A 14,983-nucleotide genomic window follows, 5' to 3' on the forward strand; every position below is an offset into this window, starting at 1 on the left:
TCAGAGCAACTTTCTGGATTCCAGCGCTTCCCTGAGCAGGCGATACACCGTCTTAGTCGGGATCTCGCGGTACTGCTGCGATAATCCCCACACTTGGGATAGTAGCGGTTCGGTCAAGCGCAAGGTCAGTCGAGCATGTGCCGCATCGGTACGCTCAACACCTTCCGCATAATCTTTCACACGGCTTTGTGCCGCCGATCTTTTGGGTGGCCCGGCGTTTGCGCGATCAGGTGCGACTTGCTTATGTTCTTTCTTGGCGAAGTAGGCTGCAGCCTGTGAAGGTGGCGTGAAGGCAAGACCGGGATCGTCTCCAGCCGCAATCCTCACATCAGGCACCAACGGCGCACGACGTTTTCTGGCAAATTGCAGGATGCTGTTGTCCGGGATCGCTTCATCGCTCTCCTCATTCATGTCTGCGCCTCCCTCAGGAGTTGGACGATTTCATTGTTGAGGATTTTGACGCCTTCAATCGCGCCGTAAACGGGCTCAAGCGCCTTCCGCCTCAATGACGGAGTCAGCTTCGGGTTATTTTCGAATTGGGCGCGCCAGTCATAGAGGGTACCCCAACCGGCCGCGACACGGGCATAGTAGTCACGGGTCTTGATAATGGGCTTGGCCAAGGGAAATTTTGCGTTGACCAGGATCTTGGCCGTTTCAGCTACGGCCGGCGAATTGACATTGAAGGGATGAAGGTTATTGAAAATCGCCTTGTAGGGGATCACCGGCCGTTGCATCTCTTTGGCGTTGGTCTCAAGTATGCTCCGGATCGCCATAGCTTGTGTGGCGGAAGTCGCCTCGTTGATGACGGGAATGAGAACAGCGTCACATTGTTTGTAGACTTCGACTGCCCTGTCATGGAAAAAGCCGCCCACGTCAAAGAGACGTATATCGCTGGCCGGTAGCGCAGCCACAGCAGCGTGAAAGTCATTGGCAGCGGAAATGGCCGTAAGACCGATGCCCTTAAGCCTGTAACCACGCTGCCGCGAGACCGTATGCCATCTCGTTGTGGATTGTTGTTCATCACAATCGACGACATGGACAGTGGCGCCCTGCTGGGCAAATTCAGCCGCGATCAAGCTGGTCAAGACCGACTTGCCGACACCACCCTTGAGGTTGGTGATGGCGAGCGTCAACCCGGCTGCGTTGTCATGGTTGGTATCAGGTCTGGCGTTCACGTGATCAGCTTCCGTGCGATTGCAGATGGGCGGACTTGAACGAGCTTGGTGTATCGTTGATGACTTTAAAAACTAACACTAGAGTGTGATAATTCGATTTGCGCGAAGACGCAACCCTGTTTCGGTTTTCAGTTAATCAGAAATCAAGAGTTTGAGAGTCCGCGAATTTCGGAATCTGAAAAATTGAGCTTCTGTGAGTCCGAAAGTGTCAGAGTTACAGAATCCCTGACTTTGAAACTCTGAGACTCTGATAGATTGAGAGTTTGAGAATCTGAAAGTCAGAGACTCTGGGAGTTGCGGAGTCTGAGAGTTTCAGAGTCTGGGAGTCTGATAATTTCGCCTGCAAACAGTTCTTGCTTACATTTGGAAAATCGCAGTTCTCGCGAACTGTCGGCGGAGCACTTTTTATCGCCCCGCGGGCGAAACGCACATCTGGCACCAGAAGTGCTATCCTGCCATTTATAAGCCTATAGGCGCGAACTCTTTCCCAAGCGATCAGACCAAGGTGAATACCAAGCACGTTGGTGAGCCGTAGGTCGGCTTGGAATCAGATAGATGCGCGACGGTCATAGGCTTATAGGTCAGAAGTGAGCTGTTGTCCCGAGCGTCACGATGAAAACCAGACACCAGAGTGGGGTTGGTTTGAGATGGTGCGACGGGAAGAAACGGCGAACGCAACGCAGATGATCACCCAAATGAAACGAGCCGGAAGCATGACAGGCGATGCGAAATGACAGGCTTGATCATCGACCTGAGTTTGAAAGTCGCGGCAGCGTCCATCCAAGGAGCCCCGAAAGGCCGCCCGGCAAAGCCTCAAAAAGGAGAGGGGTGATTGATGGGAGAGGCGGCTAGTCTCGCCCCTCAAGGCGGCGGAATGCGTTCGATGCGCGTGAGCAGCCAAGAGGAGAAGATGCGAGGCAAGCGGACAATCGCCCTCTTGCCTCGCATAGTTTTACTAGCTGTGTGTTGTCAGCTATCGTCGAAACACCAGTCCGGCAGATCGCCCTCAGCATGCCCGCAATCGCTGCAGGCAAGCGCGCTATACTGGTTGATCGAGCCGCCTTCGCAGCACTCCCAATACCTTTGAACAGCACTGCCCTGGCAGGCGGGACACTTCACGGTTACCGTATCGTCCTCCAGCTCTATGCCACCGGGTTCGATGCAGCCGCCGTATACTATGGTCATGTCGATCTCCTGTCATGAAGAAAGGCTCCTGCGGTTAAGCAAAAGCCTTGGGACAAAGCGGCGAGGGAGCGGATCAGTCGTCCGCCGTGAAGCCGATGCGCGCAAGCACCTTTTCCGGTGCAGTGACACAATCATCGTGCCAATCCGGATGCGTGGCGCAAGCGCGGGCAAAATGCGCGATGGTCGAGGAAGAGGTGTTCGGCAAGCCCTTGTAACCGATGTGCATGTAGTCCTTCTCCAGGGCGGCAGCGCAACCGCGATTGCCAGCACCGCAATAATCGGAGATGGGCTTTGGAACGGGATTGTTGATGGTATGATTGGCGGACAAGCCAACTGACAAAAGTGCGATAGCAATGAGGATGATTTTCATGGTCGGATCCTTTGAATGAGAGGGATTAGGCATTGATGTAGCCAAGCCAGCGAGCCTCGGCGGCGTAACCATTCAAGCTCTTTTGGGCGATGAACGTGGTATCGCGGTCGGCCCTGATGCCGAGCGGTCCAATGGCCGTCAGTAGATCACTGACCGCCACGTAGCCGATTTCCGGACACCCGAGGCCAAGATCACAGAGGCCAAAGAGCAGGCCCTCCTTTTCGTCGAATTCGGTAATCAGCCAGACCGCAGCAGATGTTGGAAGGAACAATTTAACCACAGGCCGCAGATCAACCGATGGGTTGTCCACAAGCGCAGCGCGCTCATTCACCAGATGATTATCCTTCAACCGTGCCAAAGCCTCGGCCGGAATCAGGTTAGTGATTGTAAGTGTCATGATTTTCTCCTTCGTCTCGATGACGAAAGTCCCCAAACTTTTCACGACGAGAGGGTCAAGGACCGCGAAGCGGCGGCCACGCCGGGAACGGGGGAACCGATTTTTCAGGAACCGCGCGCAGCGCAGGGCATGGAAAAATTGGGGGCGACCGTTCCTCCTTGAGGCGCGAGGAGGGAAAAGTAGACTGGGAAGTCATAGAGAGAGGGAACCACGCCCGCGACAAGCGGGCGTGTCCGTACCCGGTCGGCAGGCCGGCAATGCCATTGCAAAGAAACACCAGCTCGCAGGAGGAGGAGCTGGTGCTAGCTGGCCGGGTGCAAACGAGCAGCTCGGCTGGGGGGAACAGGAGGATGGATAAAGTGTCTCAGAAAGCCAGCATCTGTGCAAACCCGTACGCGCTGCTATACATGGTGATTCCACAGATAATGCAGCCAATGAGCGCTTCGACCCGTTCGGCGAAGGTGACTTTCCGATCCGGGTTTGACTAGTGCTGCCTACGAATTTTCATGAGTGTTGCATTGTCCGTGAATAGCTCGCCGGTAACATGTCGCCGGATCGTGGCCGGGAATTGTAGGCGAATTGTTGGAACGGCCAAACCCTGCCCATCAGCGGCCGCGATCGTGGTTCTTTGACTTCGGCGGAGCCACTTTGACAGTGCGGGTCTTGTTCGACTTTTCCTGAGGCTTGTTGTCCTGCTCGATTGTCTTGACAGGCTCCTTGACGACAATGTTGATGCGGTCATTGTTTGCCGGCGCCTTGTCAAAATTGGCAAGCGCGACGGCCTTGACGTCGCGCCCCTGCGCAACAAGGACATTTTTGTAGCTGGTCGCCAGGACCTGGCCGCGCACATTTTCGCCGACAGAGGGAATGGCGATCGGTGGTTTTCCCATCAGCTTCAAGACCTGGCCTGCCTCTTCACCAAGATGGCCAATGGTCGGATGATTACGTTCGAGTGCAGTTTCACGCGCTTCGACAAGCATGTTTGTCAGTTCCCTCAGATCGCCGACAGTCGCCTTGGCAAAGATATCTCGCGTTTCAGAGGGATAGCGGGCAGTAACGGAACGGTCGAGGTCGAAACCGCGCTCGCTCGCGTACTGGTGCATGAAGACGGACGTCGTGCGGGTATTGCCCTCACGAAAGGCATGAGCCTGCCAGACCTTTGCCATGATCTGGCCGAAGACCTTGGCGGCAGCGGCTTTGTTGTTATCGTCCCATTTGAATGTCTTGAGCGGCTTGGTGTACTCGCCCAGCATCTCGTCCAGAAACTCCGCTTTCCCGTATTTGACGGATTTGCCGCCCAATACCGGCTCCACCTTGCTGAGATTGATGGTGCGGTTCTGGCCCGCGAACGGATAAATCTTTTCGAAGATGCGTTTGTGTATTTCCTTCAGATGCGACCCGTCAAACTCACCTTTGACGGGGTTCTTCCGAAGATCATCCAACGCAATAGCTGTTACAATCTGTTCCCTTGTATCAAGCTTGGACTTGTCCTGCTCGTTGAACAGGTTCTTCAGGACATTGGTGCCGGGATAGACGTAAGGATCGCCGTTGCTCATTAGGCGGCACGCGCCTTGCGTGCCGCCGCTTCAAGATCGACGAAGATCATTGATTCATCAACAGAGAGTATGTTGCGCGTGTTAACGAGATAGCAGGCCATCGTGAAGGGGCGCATGTCGTTGCCGGAACCGCGCATGATGGCAAACACGCCCTCGTCATCAGGCGTGGTCATACCCCGGATCATCGGCGCGAAGACGCCTTCGTCAAGCGTACGAAAATACTTTTCGAACAGTTCGACGGCTTCTTCTTTGGTGGCAATGACAGTTGAGAATTCAGCGTCCATGACAGGTCTCCGTGAGGCTGTTTTATAGCATACGAGACCAGAAAAGTCAAGGTTTTCCGTGGTTTGCGGGCGTTCAAGCTGCGCCATTGTCTTGTTCCTTTCCGTGGAACAATGCCTTTTTGTGCGGTGCAATCAAGAGGATGAGACCCCGCCGAGGCGGGGTCTCTCGTGCTGTCGTTAGTTCTCGCCGGGGTTCCAGATCATGACGTATTCGTCTTCCTTGCCGCCGGGCGCCTGTGCGATGTTGGCGAAGATCTTGCCGAATTCGGGGGCGGTGAGGGACACGGAAATGTAGTCCTTGCCGCTGGTCTTCGAAGTGCGGGTCCAGGCGGCGCCGACTTCAAAGCCGTTCTTCGTAGCGATGACGCGGAAGTCGGGTTCGTCGCTGCCATCCTTCTTGGTGCGGTTTTCGAGGACGGCGATCGGAGCCTTGATCGTCAGGGTGGAGAGGGTGCCGCGGAAGCCGTTTTCGGTGCGGGAGAGGGTTGCGAGTGTGGAAGCCATTTACAAATCTCCTGATTGGCCGGGATCATTCCCGTTGACGCCCCTAGGAAAAGCGCCAAGCAGTCGAGCTGGTCACACCAGAACAGATAGGCGGACGGCGGATTGCCCTCTTGGGGGCAAGGAGCCGGATGCATGGCTGGATTGGGGCTTGACCCCGGAATGACCTGAAGGGCGGAGGGGGATCACCCACCCCGCAGGGGCGGCGCAGCAGTGATCGCGCAGCGATTATGGGGATACCGCCCGAAAGGGAAATGAAGCGGGTTGATCGGCACGGCGGCGGCGCTTCGATCAGGGGCGTTATGGGAATGAATCCGCGTTCCATCGAAGAGAAATTATGGCTACTCCCGTGTTCCCGGCTGCTCGATAACGTTTTGACCACAAGGCCCTCATCCGCATGGTCAGTGATATCTCCAGCCTCCATCAGCTGCACAGCAGGACGGCGAGGTGAGCGCCATTCGCTGTGCCATACACTGTACGGTATTGATCGGGACGCTGCTCGGCTGCGCCGTTCATAGCAAATCGGCAGGCGCCATCTGAACGATCCCACATGGTCGCGGTCGGCACATGGTTTTGCCAGCGACAGGGGCGGCTGGTCGCTTAAACGGGCAAGCCATGATTTGGACTGCGGTGCGCTGTGACAGACAAGACGATCGTCACTGCGGGGTGTCGGGACACCGACCGTTCAAACCGATGTTTGCGCAAAGCAGGATGTGGAATGCCTCAGCGCCGGAGAATGGCCCGGATCAATCCTTTGCGGATGGCAATACGGCTGCGGCCGCAACGCGCGCCATAAATTTTCGACTGAACGCTCCAAGAGGGTCGGCGTCCTCAATGCGAAAAATGTTTCCAGATCGTCGCTGTTGAATTCATCCACGATGATCCAGGCGGGCGTGTACAGCTTGGCACGGCGCGCTTCAAACGAAGTGTGGGGTTGCGGGGAGGCTCGATGCCTCCCGCAAACCCAGAAAGGATCAGCGCGTGCGGTCAACACGCCCCTTCTTGCTGCGTATGGTCACAAGAGCGGCGGCCTGCACCTTTTTCAGAAAGGGGCGGCTGAACCGGCCTTGCGGTGGACTGTTGATGGGAAAATCCCATGACTGTTCAAGGATATCGTAATTGTATTCCGAAACAGTAATCCAGCCCCGCTTCGCATCGGTCAGTCCGGCCCGTTTCAATTCGAGTTGCGGGATTTCGATTGCCGTCTGGTCGGCTGTCGGCGGTGTGCCGGAAATAGCAAGCATGACGAGATGGGTAAGATTTTGCGCATCGTTCCTGAAGGTCAAGGCAACACAGGCCGGACGATCCTTTTCCCCTTCATCACGCCCAAGGTCGCGTTGCCATTTCCACAAATAGGCATACCGGACAATGTGGCCTTCCTTATACTGGTCAATCGTCATAGTCGGACGAACCGTCGTTAATGCGCTGTTCAAGTTCTGTCGCGAGCATGTCAGCCAGTTCCGACGGTGTTTCACCAACGCCATAAACGCGGCGGGGTCGGCCGCGTCCCTGCATCTTTTCGTAATCCTCAATACTCATCAGAACGAAGCGAGGCTTTCGGTGCTGCGTGATCGTGACCGGCTCCTTGCTGGCAACATGGGTTACAGTGCCGATTTGCTGCGTGAGTTCGACGGTGCTAAATGTCCGCATGGCAGAACCTTTCTGCTGATAATTCAGAATATCTATATATTCCATATATTCCAAATAAGCAAGAATGGTCGTGGTCTTGCACGCTGCAACTCGATCGCGTCAACGATAATGCGAAAAGCCCGATTGATCGGCACTGCCTGATTGTCTCCGCCGAACAGTGCGGCGAACAAATCGCCGTCAACCGGCATTTTGAAAGCCGTGCAAATTGCGACAATATAGTTGTCGAGCATTTCGCCGCTGATCAACAGGCCGCCATCTTCAGCCTGTTCATAAGATGCTGGATCGAAGTGGATGTAGGCCATTGCCCATAAAATCGCCTCCAGTTGGTCCAGATCGCTGCTGATCCAATCGGACCTTTCGATGAGAAGGTAATATTTGCCCCGCGGATCGTCAGGATTGTCTTCGATGTAGGTATCTCCTGCATAGACATAGCCGGTCTTGGCGACACAGTCAGCATCGATACCAAGACGTGCAGGAAACTCCGATTCTTGTGTGCGGGTCGCGTGAGCATCTGGCTAGTCCTCGCAGTCTGAATTGGGGCCGCGGTCGCCATCAATCATGGGAACATCCAGAAACCATTCCGGCAGGTCGAAGGCGGCGAGGGCGGATGCAAGCGCGTCCTGCACGTCATTCCATTAGACCCGTTCGGGGACCTTGGCATAGGCACGGATGAGCTTGCGGCATGCATGGGCGGCTTTGTCGGGATGAGGTGCATCGTCGATCCCAAGGTGCACATTTGCCGCCTCGAAACTCTATGGATCTATGATCTCGCGGATTTCCTGAATTTGTTCCGGCGGGAAGAGCCTATGGGTGTTGTTCATGGTTGTCGTCCTTGTTTTTAGCTGTGGGTTTGACCGTCCGGCTCGATGGCAAGCCACATGCCGCACCATGGAACGGCAATGACAAACTCCATGCCGATGGTGCCGTGTACGGTCTTGCGGAAAGACCGATAGGTCATCCCCTGATTGTGCCTGATCCAGATTTTGAAAAGGCTTTGGCGCTGTTCGCGGGTGTGCGGATCATCCGTTTTTTTCCTTGCATCAAAAGAGGGGAGGCGCATCAAAACCTGGTCAAATGGCGGGTGAGGTCGCGGCTGATGCGCCGCGCTTCCATGGTCCGGAATGTTTCTCCAATGGTGTTGCCGTCCCAATTGGTCTGATCTGAACTAATGGCGTCCTGTATAATCTGTGCGGCAGTGCGGGCATGGCTGAGATTGCGCGTGTGGCAGATGATGACGCCCTTGACGTTGGAAACGGTGTAGTCGGGCGTATCGAGCGGCAGTCGCGGGTGAATGTAGAGGTTGCCAACTTTTTCGGCGTTCTCGAACGTGTAGCTTTGTCCGGTGCGCGGGTCGGTGGTCGTGAAGGTGGTCTTTTCGGGGGTAAGCATGCTCATGGTATGATCCTTTCTCGGGGCAAGGGTTGAAGCCGCTATCAAGCGGCCTCAGTCAGGTCCTTGGCTTCCTCGGATTGGGGTTCGGCATTGGTTTCAAAGGCGAGCAGGTAATCGGCGGATTGGCTGGCAAGCCGCGCAGCCTGAAAGATTGCGCGCTTGTCAGCCTTCAAAACGGTGAGCCATGATTTGAGATAGGACGCATGGCGCACCGTGGGTTCAATTCCCATGGCGGCGGCAACGAAGCTTGCGCCAAGCTCGGCGCAAAGCTCTTCGCGCGCGCGCTCGCTGTTATCGGAGTGATAGCGGCTCAAGTCGCGGTCAAGGCGGCTGGTTGCACCAGCCCAATGAACCGCTTCATGGAAAAAAGTCCGATCGAAGTCGAGCCGGTCTGGAAACTGTGACGGGTGCGGCATGGCGATGAAATCGCCTTGCTGGGTGTAATAGGCAGTGTCACCACCTATGCGCAGATCAATCTTGGCGGCGGCAATGATGGCGGCGCTGCGTTCCGGCACGGTTGCGGATTCCGGTGCAACGGTGACAAAGGCTTCTTCCGGCAGTTCGTTGCATTGATCGAGGTTGAAAACGGTAAAGCCTTTGAGGAAGAAAACCGGATTTGCATCGCGATTTTCCTTTTTTGCTGCTTGCCGTTCCTCTTTCGGAATGAACCTGTCAGCGTAAACAACAAGGGTTCCGCGCTCGCCCTTCCTGACGCATCCGCCAAGCTGTTTGGCCTGATTGAAGGTCAGCCAACGGTTGCTTTTATAAGCGCCTTCATCCTTGGCAATCCACAGCAACAGGGTGTTAATGCCGGAATAGAGCCGCTGGCTCCTGGCGTTGCGCGGCATGGAGAAAGAGGCAAGCGATTGCGCTTCCGGTGTCTCGGCAACGCTTTTCCATGGCCGCGCCCATGGAAAGACGCCCTTTTCCAGTTCCACAATGAGTTTGTCGGTGATTTCCTGATAGAGGTCGCGGCGTGGTGTCTTGGCTGTTGCGGTCATCGGCTTTTCTCCAAAAGAAATGGACTGGCAGGGTTCAGGCCCCGTCCGGAACCCTTGCCCGTCGGCGAGACTGGGGTGAATTTTGCAACTTGACGGAGGGGGAGGGGGATCACCCGCCCGCAGGGCCGGCGGAAAATCCGCGCATGCGGATCCGCGCCGGTTCTGCACGACGCAGCGCGGCGTTGGGCAAAGCCCGCGACGGCAAGGCGGAAGAACGGGGACACCCCCGCAGGATGGTTGCAAAAGAGGGGGAGGCCCCTGATACGCGGTGGTGATCCGGCGAGCCGAAAGGCCAGGCCGGAGCCTCAGTGCATTATGGAGGAATGTCGCGCTTGCGCGTCAGTTCGGGAGAACCGGTTTGATGTCGCCGGCGAGGATCATTTCGGCAAATTCGTCGAAGTCCTCGATGTTCATCAGGAAGACGTTGTGGCCGGTCAGTTTCAGTGTTTCGGTAAGGCGCATGAGCACCGGGCCATCCGCCGCGGCGACAAGTGCCTTGCCGGCAGGCGGGTTTTGCTGATCCATGGAAGGAGCAAAGGCAATGGACTTGCCGTCAACGAGCGACATATGGAAGTAGCCAAAATCGTCTTGCTTGAGAAAATCGCGCAAATCGTCAGAGTGCTGTGCCATGGCCCGAGTTTTAAAATGATTTGGTCTGGTCGGGCAAGCGTTCACGGTAACGCCTTGTTTACCATAAACTCCTAGGGTTAGTCCGGAGCGCGATTGGTAAGGTGTACGCACGACTGTTTTTTCGAAAGAGCGATCGCCACCCGAATGGGCCGAGACTGCTTTGAGGCTCGGCGCGCAGCATAGAGCGCGGTCGCGAAGCGGCTTGCCCGGCATATCTATCGCCATCAATGTAGCGCAGCTCGCGTGCTGATTGGTGGACGATCGGAAAGCGAGACCTCCAATTCAGGCCGCGCCGCGATAGAAGGCGGATGTCGCCGGCATCGATCCGGACGGCTAGTCGTTAGCCATCGTGGTTGATTTCATGAAACCACCTGTCGCTGGTCGGCGCCAGGCCTACCAGCTTCGGCAAGCAAGGTTTAATGTAGGTCGGCATCGTCATATCGGCGTGATTTTAGCGGATTTTTCGAAGTTGCAGGCTGCAATTCCTTGACACAGCGAGGCGGACGCCTCGCGCTGAGCGGGAAAACGCGCTATATATACCTTATGGCAAAAACAACGACACAATCGACGGTGACGGTACGCAACTCGAAGACGGGGAAATTCGTCACCGTGCGCGGCGCTGGCTCGCTAAAAGGCAGCGATTTGCAGATCAAGAAGGGCGTCGACCTGACCAAGCCTATCGCTTCCCAGACCTTGAAGCGCAAGGGCTGAGCGGTCCTTGCCGGGAGTTCTGCTCGATACGCATGCGCTCTATTGGCTGGTGAGCGGGGAACAGGCGCTTTCCGAAGACGCCCTAATCGCCATTGGTGAAAACCAGGAAGCCGGAACCCTCTACGTGTCTCCGATCACTGCATGGGGATTGTCGCTTGCTGCACGTAAGCGGAACAACGCGCCTCAACTAGGTGATGGAACCGTGGGGAAGTGGTTTCGCGACGCGGTGCGGGCGACGACTGCGAAAGTCGCCCCGATCAACCAGACGGTTGCAATAGAGGCTGCTGAAGTGGTCACGGCGACGGGTCACAAGGACCCGGGAGATTGTTACCTGATCGCGACCGCGCGTGTCCGGAAGATTCCAATCATCTCTCGCGATACCGTCATGGTCGGTATGGCCGATCGACCGAATTACCTCGATCTCATCCGATGCTAGACTGGTTGGGCACGACCAATCGTCGCCGAATCAGGTTCTGACACGCGAACCAATGCCGCCGCCTTCGGATCATAGACATAGCTGGTGATGCTTCCGTCCCTGATTTTCTCTACTGCCTCAGCCCGGACAGCGATTCAAGTCTGCCGAGGTGCTGATGCCTACAAGGGCGACGTGCCGCTTATCGTTGCCGTTGCAGAACGGCGGATCGAGCAGCTTACCGAAACAGGCATCATCGACGCTGATTTCGACAATCTGAAGCTCAAACCGAGGACATCCCAACCAGCATCGTATTACGAACTGTGCGACGGCGTTGAGCACGCTCATGGTCATCGTGCCGGCCCGAGCTGGTGAGGTCGGCGCTGCAGGTATCCGCAGCAGAGATGCTGCGGATACCTGGAATGGGCGGACGGGACTGGCACAAGATTACAAAAGGGTTGGGGCGAGACCCATACCCTGACCTAAAGAAGCGTCGCTGACCTTGAATCCCGCCTGAAGTGCTGGAATTCGCGATAAGCGAACGACGAGCGTGAGAGCAGGATGCATTTAGGATAAGTAGAAGCGTCGAAGACCTCGCAATGATGATGCTTGGCAACGGCGCGGTTAGGCCGGTGCCAAATTCATGATGGCCTAAAGTGGATGCGTCGCAACTGTCAGATGTCCAGTGGCGGCTTGAACCCCCCGAACTCACGCTCAACAAGCGCAGCGAAACTAATATTCCATTTCTTTCCAGAGAAAGCCGAAAAGATCGGCGTGGCTGCAATCGAGGAACTGGCCGACGGCATTTCGGTTCCGTTGGTCCTGCACACCAACTATGGCTCCTCATTCGGCTCCACAAACAAGCAGCGCCACGACGGCTATCGCGAGGTGCTCGAGATCATGTCTCGCATCGTCGGAATCGACGGCATCAGCATGGAGTACGAGGAGCCTCGCTACACCGGAGATCTGCTGAAGGCATGCGGAGACAAGCATGTCATTGTGGGTCTGCTGAATCTCGGCACGTACGACGTCGAAACTCCTGAAAACATTGCTGCGCGCATTCGTGATGCCCTCAACTTTGTTCCCCTAGAACGACTTCATCCGAGCACGGATGGCGGCATGTGGCATTTCCCCAAGGACATCGCGTTCGCCAAACTAAAGGCGCTGGTCGAGGGCACAGCGATCGTCCGTTCCGAGCAACGGCCTCTCCTAAAGCCATAGCGCGATGCTGCTCTCACCTGACAACGCTCTGAGGATGGTCGGGACGGGTCCCAGAACGCTGGTCCTCGTTCACGGATTTGGGGACGACATGTCCGCATTTTCCGGACTTTTGACCACAGGCGTAGCCGACCAGTTTCGCCTTCTCCTCGTCGACTTGCCGGGTTTTGGCTCACGTCCTGCGCGGGACGGCGTGCTTTCAATCGCCAAGCACGGAAGGTTTCTGGCGGAGCTGATAATCCGCGCTTGTCCGGGTTCGTCAGTGGGCCTGGTCGGCCATTCGGTCGGGTCGATGATTGCCGTAGAAGCAATCCGTCATCTCGGAAGAGGTGCTGCCGGGCTCTTTTCCATTGAGGGAAACCTGACGCGGCACGACCTGTACTTCACAGGAAAGGCCGCCTCGCACAGCGATCCGGCGGCGCTCAAGAGTGCTTTCCTGAAAGAGCTCGATCAACTTGCACAAGGCGATCCGACACTCGCCAGATACCGTCAAGCAGTCGATGGAGCCGATCCGAGGAGTCTATGGGAATTGGCGCTCGATACTATTCGGACGAGCGAGGCGCTTGCGCCGGGAGAGCCGCTGCGGGCTCTCGGTGTATCATGTCTCTATTATTGGAATCCAGAGAACACGAACCCCGAAACGGCAATCTGGATAAGAGAAAGGGGCCTGGCGAACCGGACTATCGCCGGAGCCAGCCACTGGCCGATGATCGACGATGCGTCACGCGTCGCGGCCGAATTGACTGCATTCTTCAACGAAGTCTACGGCACGCCGGGTGGCCGACGGAGACCGAAGACGAGGAGTGACGATTTTTGACCTCGTCGGAGCACGGGCTACAGCTACAGGTATCCGATTCTAAACAAGAGTGGATTGCTCCTGGAAACGCAGCCGGTCGACGAGAAAGCCTAAACCAGACTCACCTCTGTGGACGTTAAGAAGCTTCCTCCCCCGAGAAGGTTGCGCCGTCCGACCTCAGTTTTTAGGGACCCGTACATGCCTATCCAACCTCTTACCACCCAAATCGTCGGAAGCTATACCAAGCCGCATTGGCTGGCGCGACACTTGAAAATGCGGGCGCTCGATGGAAGCTGGTGGCGTCCCGACCCTGACGTTTTGGCGGAGGCGAAGCACGACGCTGCGCTTCTAGCCCTCTACGAACAGGAGCGAGCTGGTCTCGATCTGGTAAACGACGGAGAGGCGCAACGCGCCTCCTATGATCGACACTTTCTTAAATGCCTGACCGGCATCGATTATACCCATCCAGACCACATTACCACGAGCTCCGAAGTGACGAGCTTTAAGACGGACTCGACAGGCCTAGATGAATATTTCAGTAATAGCGCGACGAAAGCCCGTGTTGTCTCGGAAATTTCCTGGGCCGGCCCTTTAACCGTCGACGAGCTCGAATTCACAAAGGCTCACGCAAGTCGCCCGGTAAAGGCAAACCTTGTGGGTCCGATAACGCTTGCCGGTCAAGTCAGCGATCATGCCTATGGCGATGAAAAAGCTCTGGTAATCGCAATTGCAAAAGCGCTCCATCAGGAGCTGCTCGCGCTTCAGAACGCTGGTGCCGACGTTCTTCAGATCGACGAGCCATACTTCCAAACGAGACTGAGTGCTGCTCGGAAATACGGACGTGAGGCGATCGAAACGCTGGTGAAGAGCATCGAAGTGCCGGTGATCGTCCACGTGTGTTATGGCTACGCCCTGGCTCACAAGATAAAGAAGGTCAGCCCGACCTACCCGGAAGTGCTGGAAATTCTGGCTGACTGCCCGATCCAGGGCATCAGCCTCGAATATGGCAACCGAAACACAATCCAAACATCCTGCGCTATTGCGGGTCTAAACACATCGTACTTGGACTGCTGGATCTGGCGAACCGGGAAATCGAGACCCCGGAACATGTTGACTACAGGATGCGCTTGCGATCGTTCCTCCCGAGCGCCTCCATCCATGTTCGGATTGCGGCATGTGGAACTTGCCGCGGCAGGTCGCTTTCGGAAAGGTCAGCGCCCTCGTCGCTGGGACAAATCTCGTGCGCCAACAAATTTAAAAACCCGGACGGCCTCCGTGAGATACAATCAGTGCCGTGCCGGTCTCACATCTCAGAAAGAAGAACCATGCAGACTCAACGTAAAGAACCGGTCTATTTCGATAGCGGCAAGTTTCTTCACCGGTCGGACGCGGTGGTCTATAACGGCGTCGTCTATTTGTCGGGTATCAAGTCGCCGAACAAGACCGCTTCCGGAGCCGAACAGACGAAAGACGTTTTGAGTGAAATCGACCGAAGGCTGGCCGAGGTCGGAACAGATAAATCCAGATTGCTTTCGGCGACGATCTGGATGCCCGAAGTCATCCGCGACGTCGGGGAACTAAACGCAGTATGGAATGAGTGGCTTACCCCAGGCCGACGGCCGGCACGCTCTTGCGTTCAATCGGTCCTACAGGGGCACTCCCTCGTCGAAATTGCGGTGATCGCAGCGGTTTAGTGCAAAGGCAC

General features: G+C 56.2%; 21 protein-coding genes. 8 read left to right on the forward strand and 13 right to left on the reverse strand.

Going from position 1 to position 14,983, the window contains the following annotated elements; all coding sequences use genetic code 11:
• The 10 genes from CU103_RS24945 to CU103_RS25000 form a co-directional block, all read right to left on the reverse strand.
• Window positions 1-411, reverse strand: coding sequence for a hypothetical protein (locus tag CU103_RS24945; protein ID WP_106666734.1), 411 nt, complete (start codon window positions 409-411; stop codon window positions 1-3).
• On the reverse strand, window positions 408-1,175 hold the full coding sequence (locus CU103_RS24950; RefSeq protein ID WP_170117118.1) for a ParA family protein: 768 nt from the start codon (window positions 1,173-1,175) through the stop codon (window positions 408-410). The genes CU103_RS24945 and CU103_RS24950 overlap by 4 nt, the downstream gene beginning before the upstream one ends.
• A gap of 969 nt (window positions 1,176-2,144) precedes the next feature.
• Entirely contained in the window at window positions 2,145-2,360 is a 216-nt protein-coding gene (locus CU103_RS31180) for a hypothetical protein (protein WP_146147855.1), read from the reverse strand.
• A gap of 73 nt (window positions 2,361-2,433) precedes the next feature.
• On the reverse strand, window positions 2,434-2,730 hold the full coding sequence (locus CU103_RS24960; protein WP_106666737.1) for a hypothetical protein: 297 nt from the start codon (window positions 2,728-2,730) through the stop codon (window positions 2,434-2,436).
• Between the two features lie 25 nt (window positions 2,731-2,755).
• Window positions 2,756-3,127: a DUF2958 domain-containing protein gene (locus CU103_RS24965; protein ID WP_146147856.1), complete on the reverse strand. Its 372-nt coding sequence runs from the start codon at window positions 3,125-3,127 to the stop codon at window positions 2,756-2,758.
• 605 nt (window positions 3,128-3,732) lie between these two features.
• Window positions 3,733-4,683 carry a Fic/DOC family protein gene (locus CU103_RS24975; RefSeq protein WP_106666739.1) on the reverse strand — a complete coding sequence of 317 codons (951 nt, stop codon included), beginning with the start codon at window positions 4,681-4,683 and terminating at the stop codon, window positions 3,733-3,735.
• On the reverse strand, window positions 4,683-5,054 hold the full coding sequence (locus CU103_RS24980) for a hypothetical protein (protein ID WP_106666740.1): 372 nt from the start codon (window positions 5,052-5,054) through the stop codon (window positions 4,683-4,685). The genes CU103_RS24975 and CU103_RS24980 overlap by 1 nt, the downstream gene beginning before the upstream one ends.
• Before the next feature lie 90 nt (window positions 5,055-5,144).
• Window positions 5,145-5,471, reverse strand: a complete 327-nt coding sequence (locus CU103_RS24985; protein WP_106666741.1) for a DUF736 domain-containing protein — start codon at window positions 5,469-5,471, stop codon at window positions 5,145-5,147.
• Window positions 5,472-6,442: 971 nt separating this feature from the next.
• Window positions 6,443-6,868, reverse strand: coding sequence for a hypothetical protein (locus CU103_RS24995; protein ID WP_106666743.1), 426 nt, complete (start codon window positions 6,866-6,868; stop codon window positions 6,443-6,445).
• Entirely contained in the window at window positions 6,858-7,118 is a 261-nt protein-coding gene (locus CU103_RS25000; protein WP_106666873.1) for a type II toxin-antitoxin system prevent-host-death family antitoxin, read from the reverse strand. The genes CU103_RS24995 and CU103_RS25000 overlap by 11 nt, the downstream gene beginning before the upstream one ends.
• Between CU103_RS25000 and CU103_RS31185 the strand changes: the two genes are divergently transcribed.
• A complete protein-coding gene (locus CU103_RS31185) occupies window positions 7,109-7,429 on the forward strand; it encodes a hypothetical protein (protein ID WP_146147857.1) in 321 nt (106 codons plus the stop codon). The genes CU103_RS25000 and CU103_RS31185 overlap by 10 nt on opposite strands.
• 748 nt (window positions 7,430-8,177) lie before the next feature.
• Here CU103_RS31185 and CU103_RS25015 read toward each other — a convergent pair.
• The 3 genes from CU103_RS25015 to CU103_RS25025 all read right to left on the reverse strand — a co-directional run bounded on the left by CU103_RS25015 (window position 8,178) and on the right by CU103_RS25025 (window position 10,141).
• Complete coding sequence (locus CU103_RS25015) at window positions 8,178-8,513, reverse strand: hypothetical protein (protein WP_106666746.1); 336 nt, start codon at window positions 8,511-8,513, stop codon at window positions 8,178-8,180.
• Between the two features lie 38 nt (window positions 8,514-8,551).
• Window positions 8,552-9,511, reverse strand: a complete 960-nt coding sequence (locus CU103_RS25020) for an ArdC family protein (RefSeq protein ID WP_106666747.1) — start codon at window positions 9,509-9,511, stop codon at window positions 8,552-8,554.
• Window positions 9,512-9,850: 339 nt separating this feature from the next.
• Entirely contained in the window at window positions 9,851-10,141 is a 291-nt protein-coding gene (locus CU103_RS25025) for a hypothetical protein (protein WP_106666748.1), read from the reverse strand.
• Window positions 10,142-10,684: 543 nt separating this feature from the next.
• On the opposite strand from CU103_RS25025, the gene CU103_RS31585 reads away from it, so the two are divergent.
• The 7 genes from CU103_RS31585 (at window position 10,685) to CU103_RS25055 (ending at window position 14,972) form a co-directional block, all read left to right on the forward strand.
• Window positions 10,685-10,852 carry a hypothetical protein gene (locus tag CU103_RS31585; RefSeq protein ID WP_170117119.1) on the forward strand — a complete coding sequence of 56 codons (168 nt, stop codon included), beginning with the start codon at window positions 10,685-10,687 and terminating at the stop codon, window positions 10,850-10,852.
• A gap of 7 nt (window positions 10,853-10,859) precedes the next feature.
• Window positions 10,860-11,288: a type II toxin-antitoxin system VapC family toxin gene (locus CU103_RS25030; RefSeq protein WP_106666749.1), complete on the forward strand. Its 429-nt coding sequence runs from the start codon at window positions 10,860-10,862 to the stop codon at window positions 11,286-11,288.
• A gap of 84 nt (window positions 11,289-11,372) precedes the next feature.
• Entirely contained in the window at window positions 11,373-11,639 is a 267-nt protein-coding gene (locus tag CU103_RS25035; protein ID WP_146147858.1) for a hypothetical protein, read from the forward strand.
• A gap of 399 nt (window positions 11,640-12,038) precedes the next feature.
• A complete protein-coding gene (locus tag CU103_RS25040; RefSeq protein ID WP_170117120.1) occupies window positions 12,039-12,485 on the forward strand; it encodes a uroporphyrinogen decarboxylase/cobalamine-independent methonine synthase family protein in 447 nt (148 codons plus the stop codon).
• A 34-nt stretch (window positions 12,486-12,519) separates the two neighbouring features.
• Window positions 12,520-13,299, forward strand: a complete 780-nt coding sequence (locus CU103_RS25045) for an alpha/beta fold hydrolase (protein WP_280954631.1) — start codon at window positions 12,520-12,522, stop codon at window positions 13,297-13,299.
• A 252-nt stretch (window positions 13,300-13,551) separates the two neighbouring features.
• The gene (locus CU103_RS32910; RefSeq protein WP_425350657.1) at window positions 13,552-14,757 is read left to right on the forward strand and encodes a hypothetical protein; all 1,206 of its coding nucleotides are present in this window, start codon (window positions 13,552-13,554) and stop codon (window positions 14,755-14,757) included.
• A complete protein-coding gene (locus tag CU103_RS25055) occupies window positions 14,670-14,972 on the forward strand; it encodes a RidA family protein (RefSeq protein WP_425350650.1) in 303 nt (100 codons plus the stop codon). Before CU103_RS32910 ends, CU103_RS25055 begins: the two co-directional genes overlap by 88 nt.
• The last annotated feature ends 11 nt before the right edge of the window (window positions 14,973-14,983 follow it).

It is taken from the genome of Phyllobacterium sophorae (genome assembly GCF_003010965.1).
Classification (GTDB): Bacteria; Pseudomonadota; Alphaproteobacteria; order Rhizobiales; family Rhizobiaceae; genus Phyllobacterium; species Phyllobacterium sophorae.

Excerpts from the sequence above, each read along its gene's own strand:
- CU103_RS24980 (WP_106666740.1), bottom strand. The coding sequence starts at position 5,054 with ATGGCGCAGCTTGAACGCCCGCAAACCACGGAAAACCTTGACTTTTCT.
- CU103_RS24975 (WP_106666739.1), bottom strand. The coding sequence starts at position 4,683 with ATGAGCAACGGCGATCCTTACGTCTATCCCGGCACCAATGTCCTGAAG.
- CU103_RS25025 (WP_106666748.1), bottom strand. The coding sequence starts at position 10,141 with ATGGCACAGCACTCTGACGATTTGCGCGATTTTCTCAAGCAAGACGAT.
- CU103_RS24960 (WP_106666737.1), bottom strand. The coding sequence starts at position 2,730 with ATGAAAATCATCCTCATTGCTATCGCACTTTTGTCAGTTGGCTTGTCC.
- CU103_RS25015 (WP_106666746.1), bottom strand. The coding sequence starts at position 8,513 with ATGAGCATGCTTACCCCCGAAAAGACCACCTTCACGACCACCGACCCG.
- CU103_RS31180 (WP_146147855.1), bottom strand. The coding sequence starts at position 2,360 with ATGACCATAGTATACGGCGGCTGCATCGAACCCGGTGGCATAGAGCTG.
- CU103_RS25045 (WP_280954631.1), top strand. The coding sequence starts at position 12,520 with ATGGTCGGGACGGGTCCCAGAACGCTGGTCCTCGTTCACGGATTTGGG.
- CU103_RS25020 (WP_106666747.1), bottom strand. The coding sequence starts at position 9,511 with ATGACCGCAACAGCCAAGACACCACGCCGCGACCTCTATCAGGAAATC.
- CU103_RS32910 (WP_425350657.1), top strand. The coding sequence starts at position 13,552 with ATGCGGGCGCTCGATGGAAGCTGGTGGCGTCCCGACCCTGACGTTTTG.
- CU103_RS24985 (WP_106666741.1), bottom strand. The coding sequence starts at position 5,471 with ATGGCTTCCACACTCGCAACCCTCTCCCGCACCGAAAACGGCTTCCGC.
- CU103_RS24995 (WP_106666743.1), bottom strand. The coding sequence starts at position 6,868 with ATGACGATTGACCAGTATAAGGAAGGCCACATTGTCCGGTATGCCTAT.
- CU103_RS31185 (WP_146147857.1), top strand. The coding sequence starts at position 7,109 with ATGTCCGCATGGCAGAACCTTTCTGCTGATAATTCAGAATATCTATAT.
- CU103_RS25000 (WP_106666873.1), bottom strand. The coding sequence starts at position 7,118 with ATGCGGACATTTAGCACCGTCGAACTCACGCAGCAAATCGGCACTGTA.
- CU103_RS31585 (WP_170117119.1), top strand. The coding sequence starts at position 10,685 with ATGGCAAAAACAACGACACAATCGACGGTGACGGTACGCAACTCGAAG.
- CU103_RS24945 (WP_106666734.1), bottom strand. The coding sequence starts at position 411 with ATGAATGAGGAGAGCGATGAAGCGATCCCGGACAACAGCATCCTGCAA.
- CU103_RS24965 (WP_146147856.1), bottom strand. The coding sequence starts at position 3,127 with ATGACACTTACAATCACTAACCTGATTCCGGCCGAGGCTTTGGCACGG.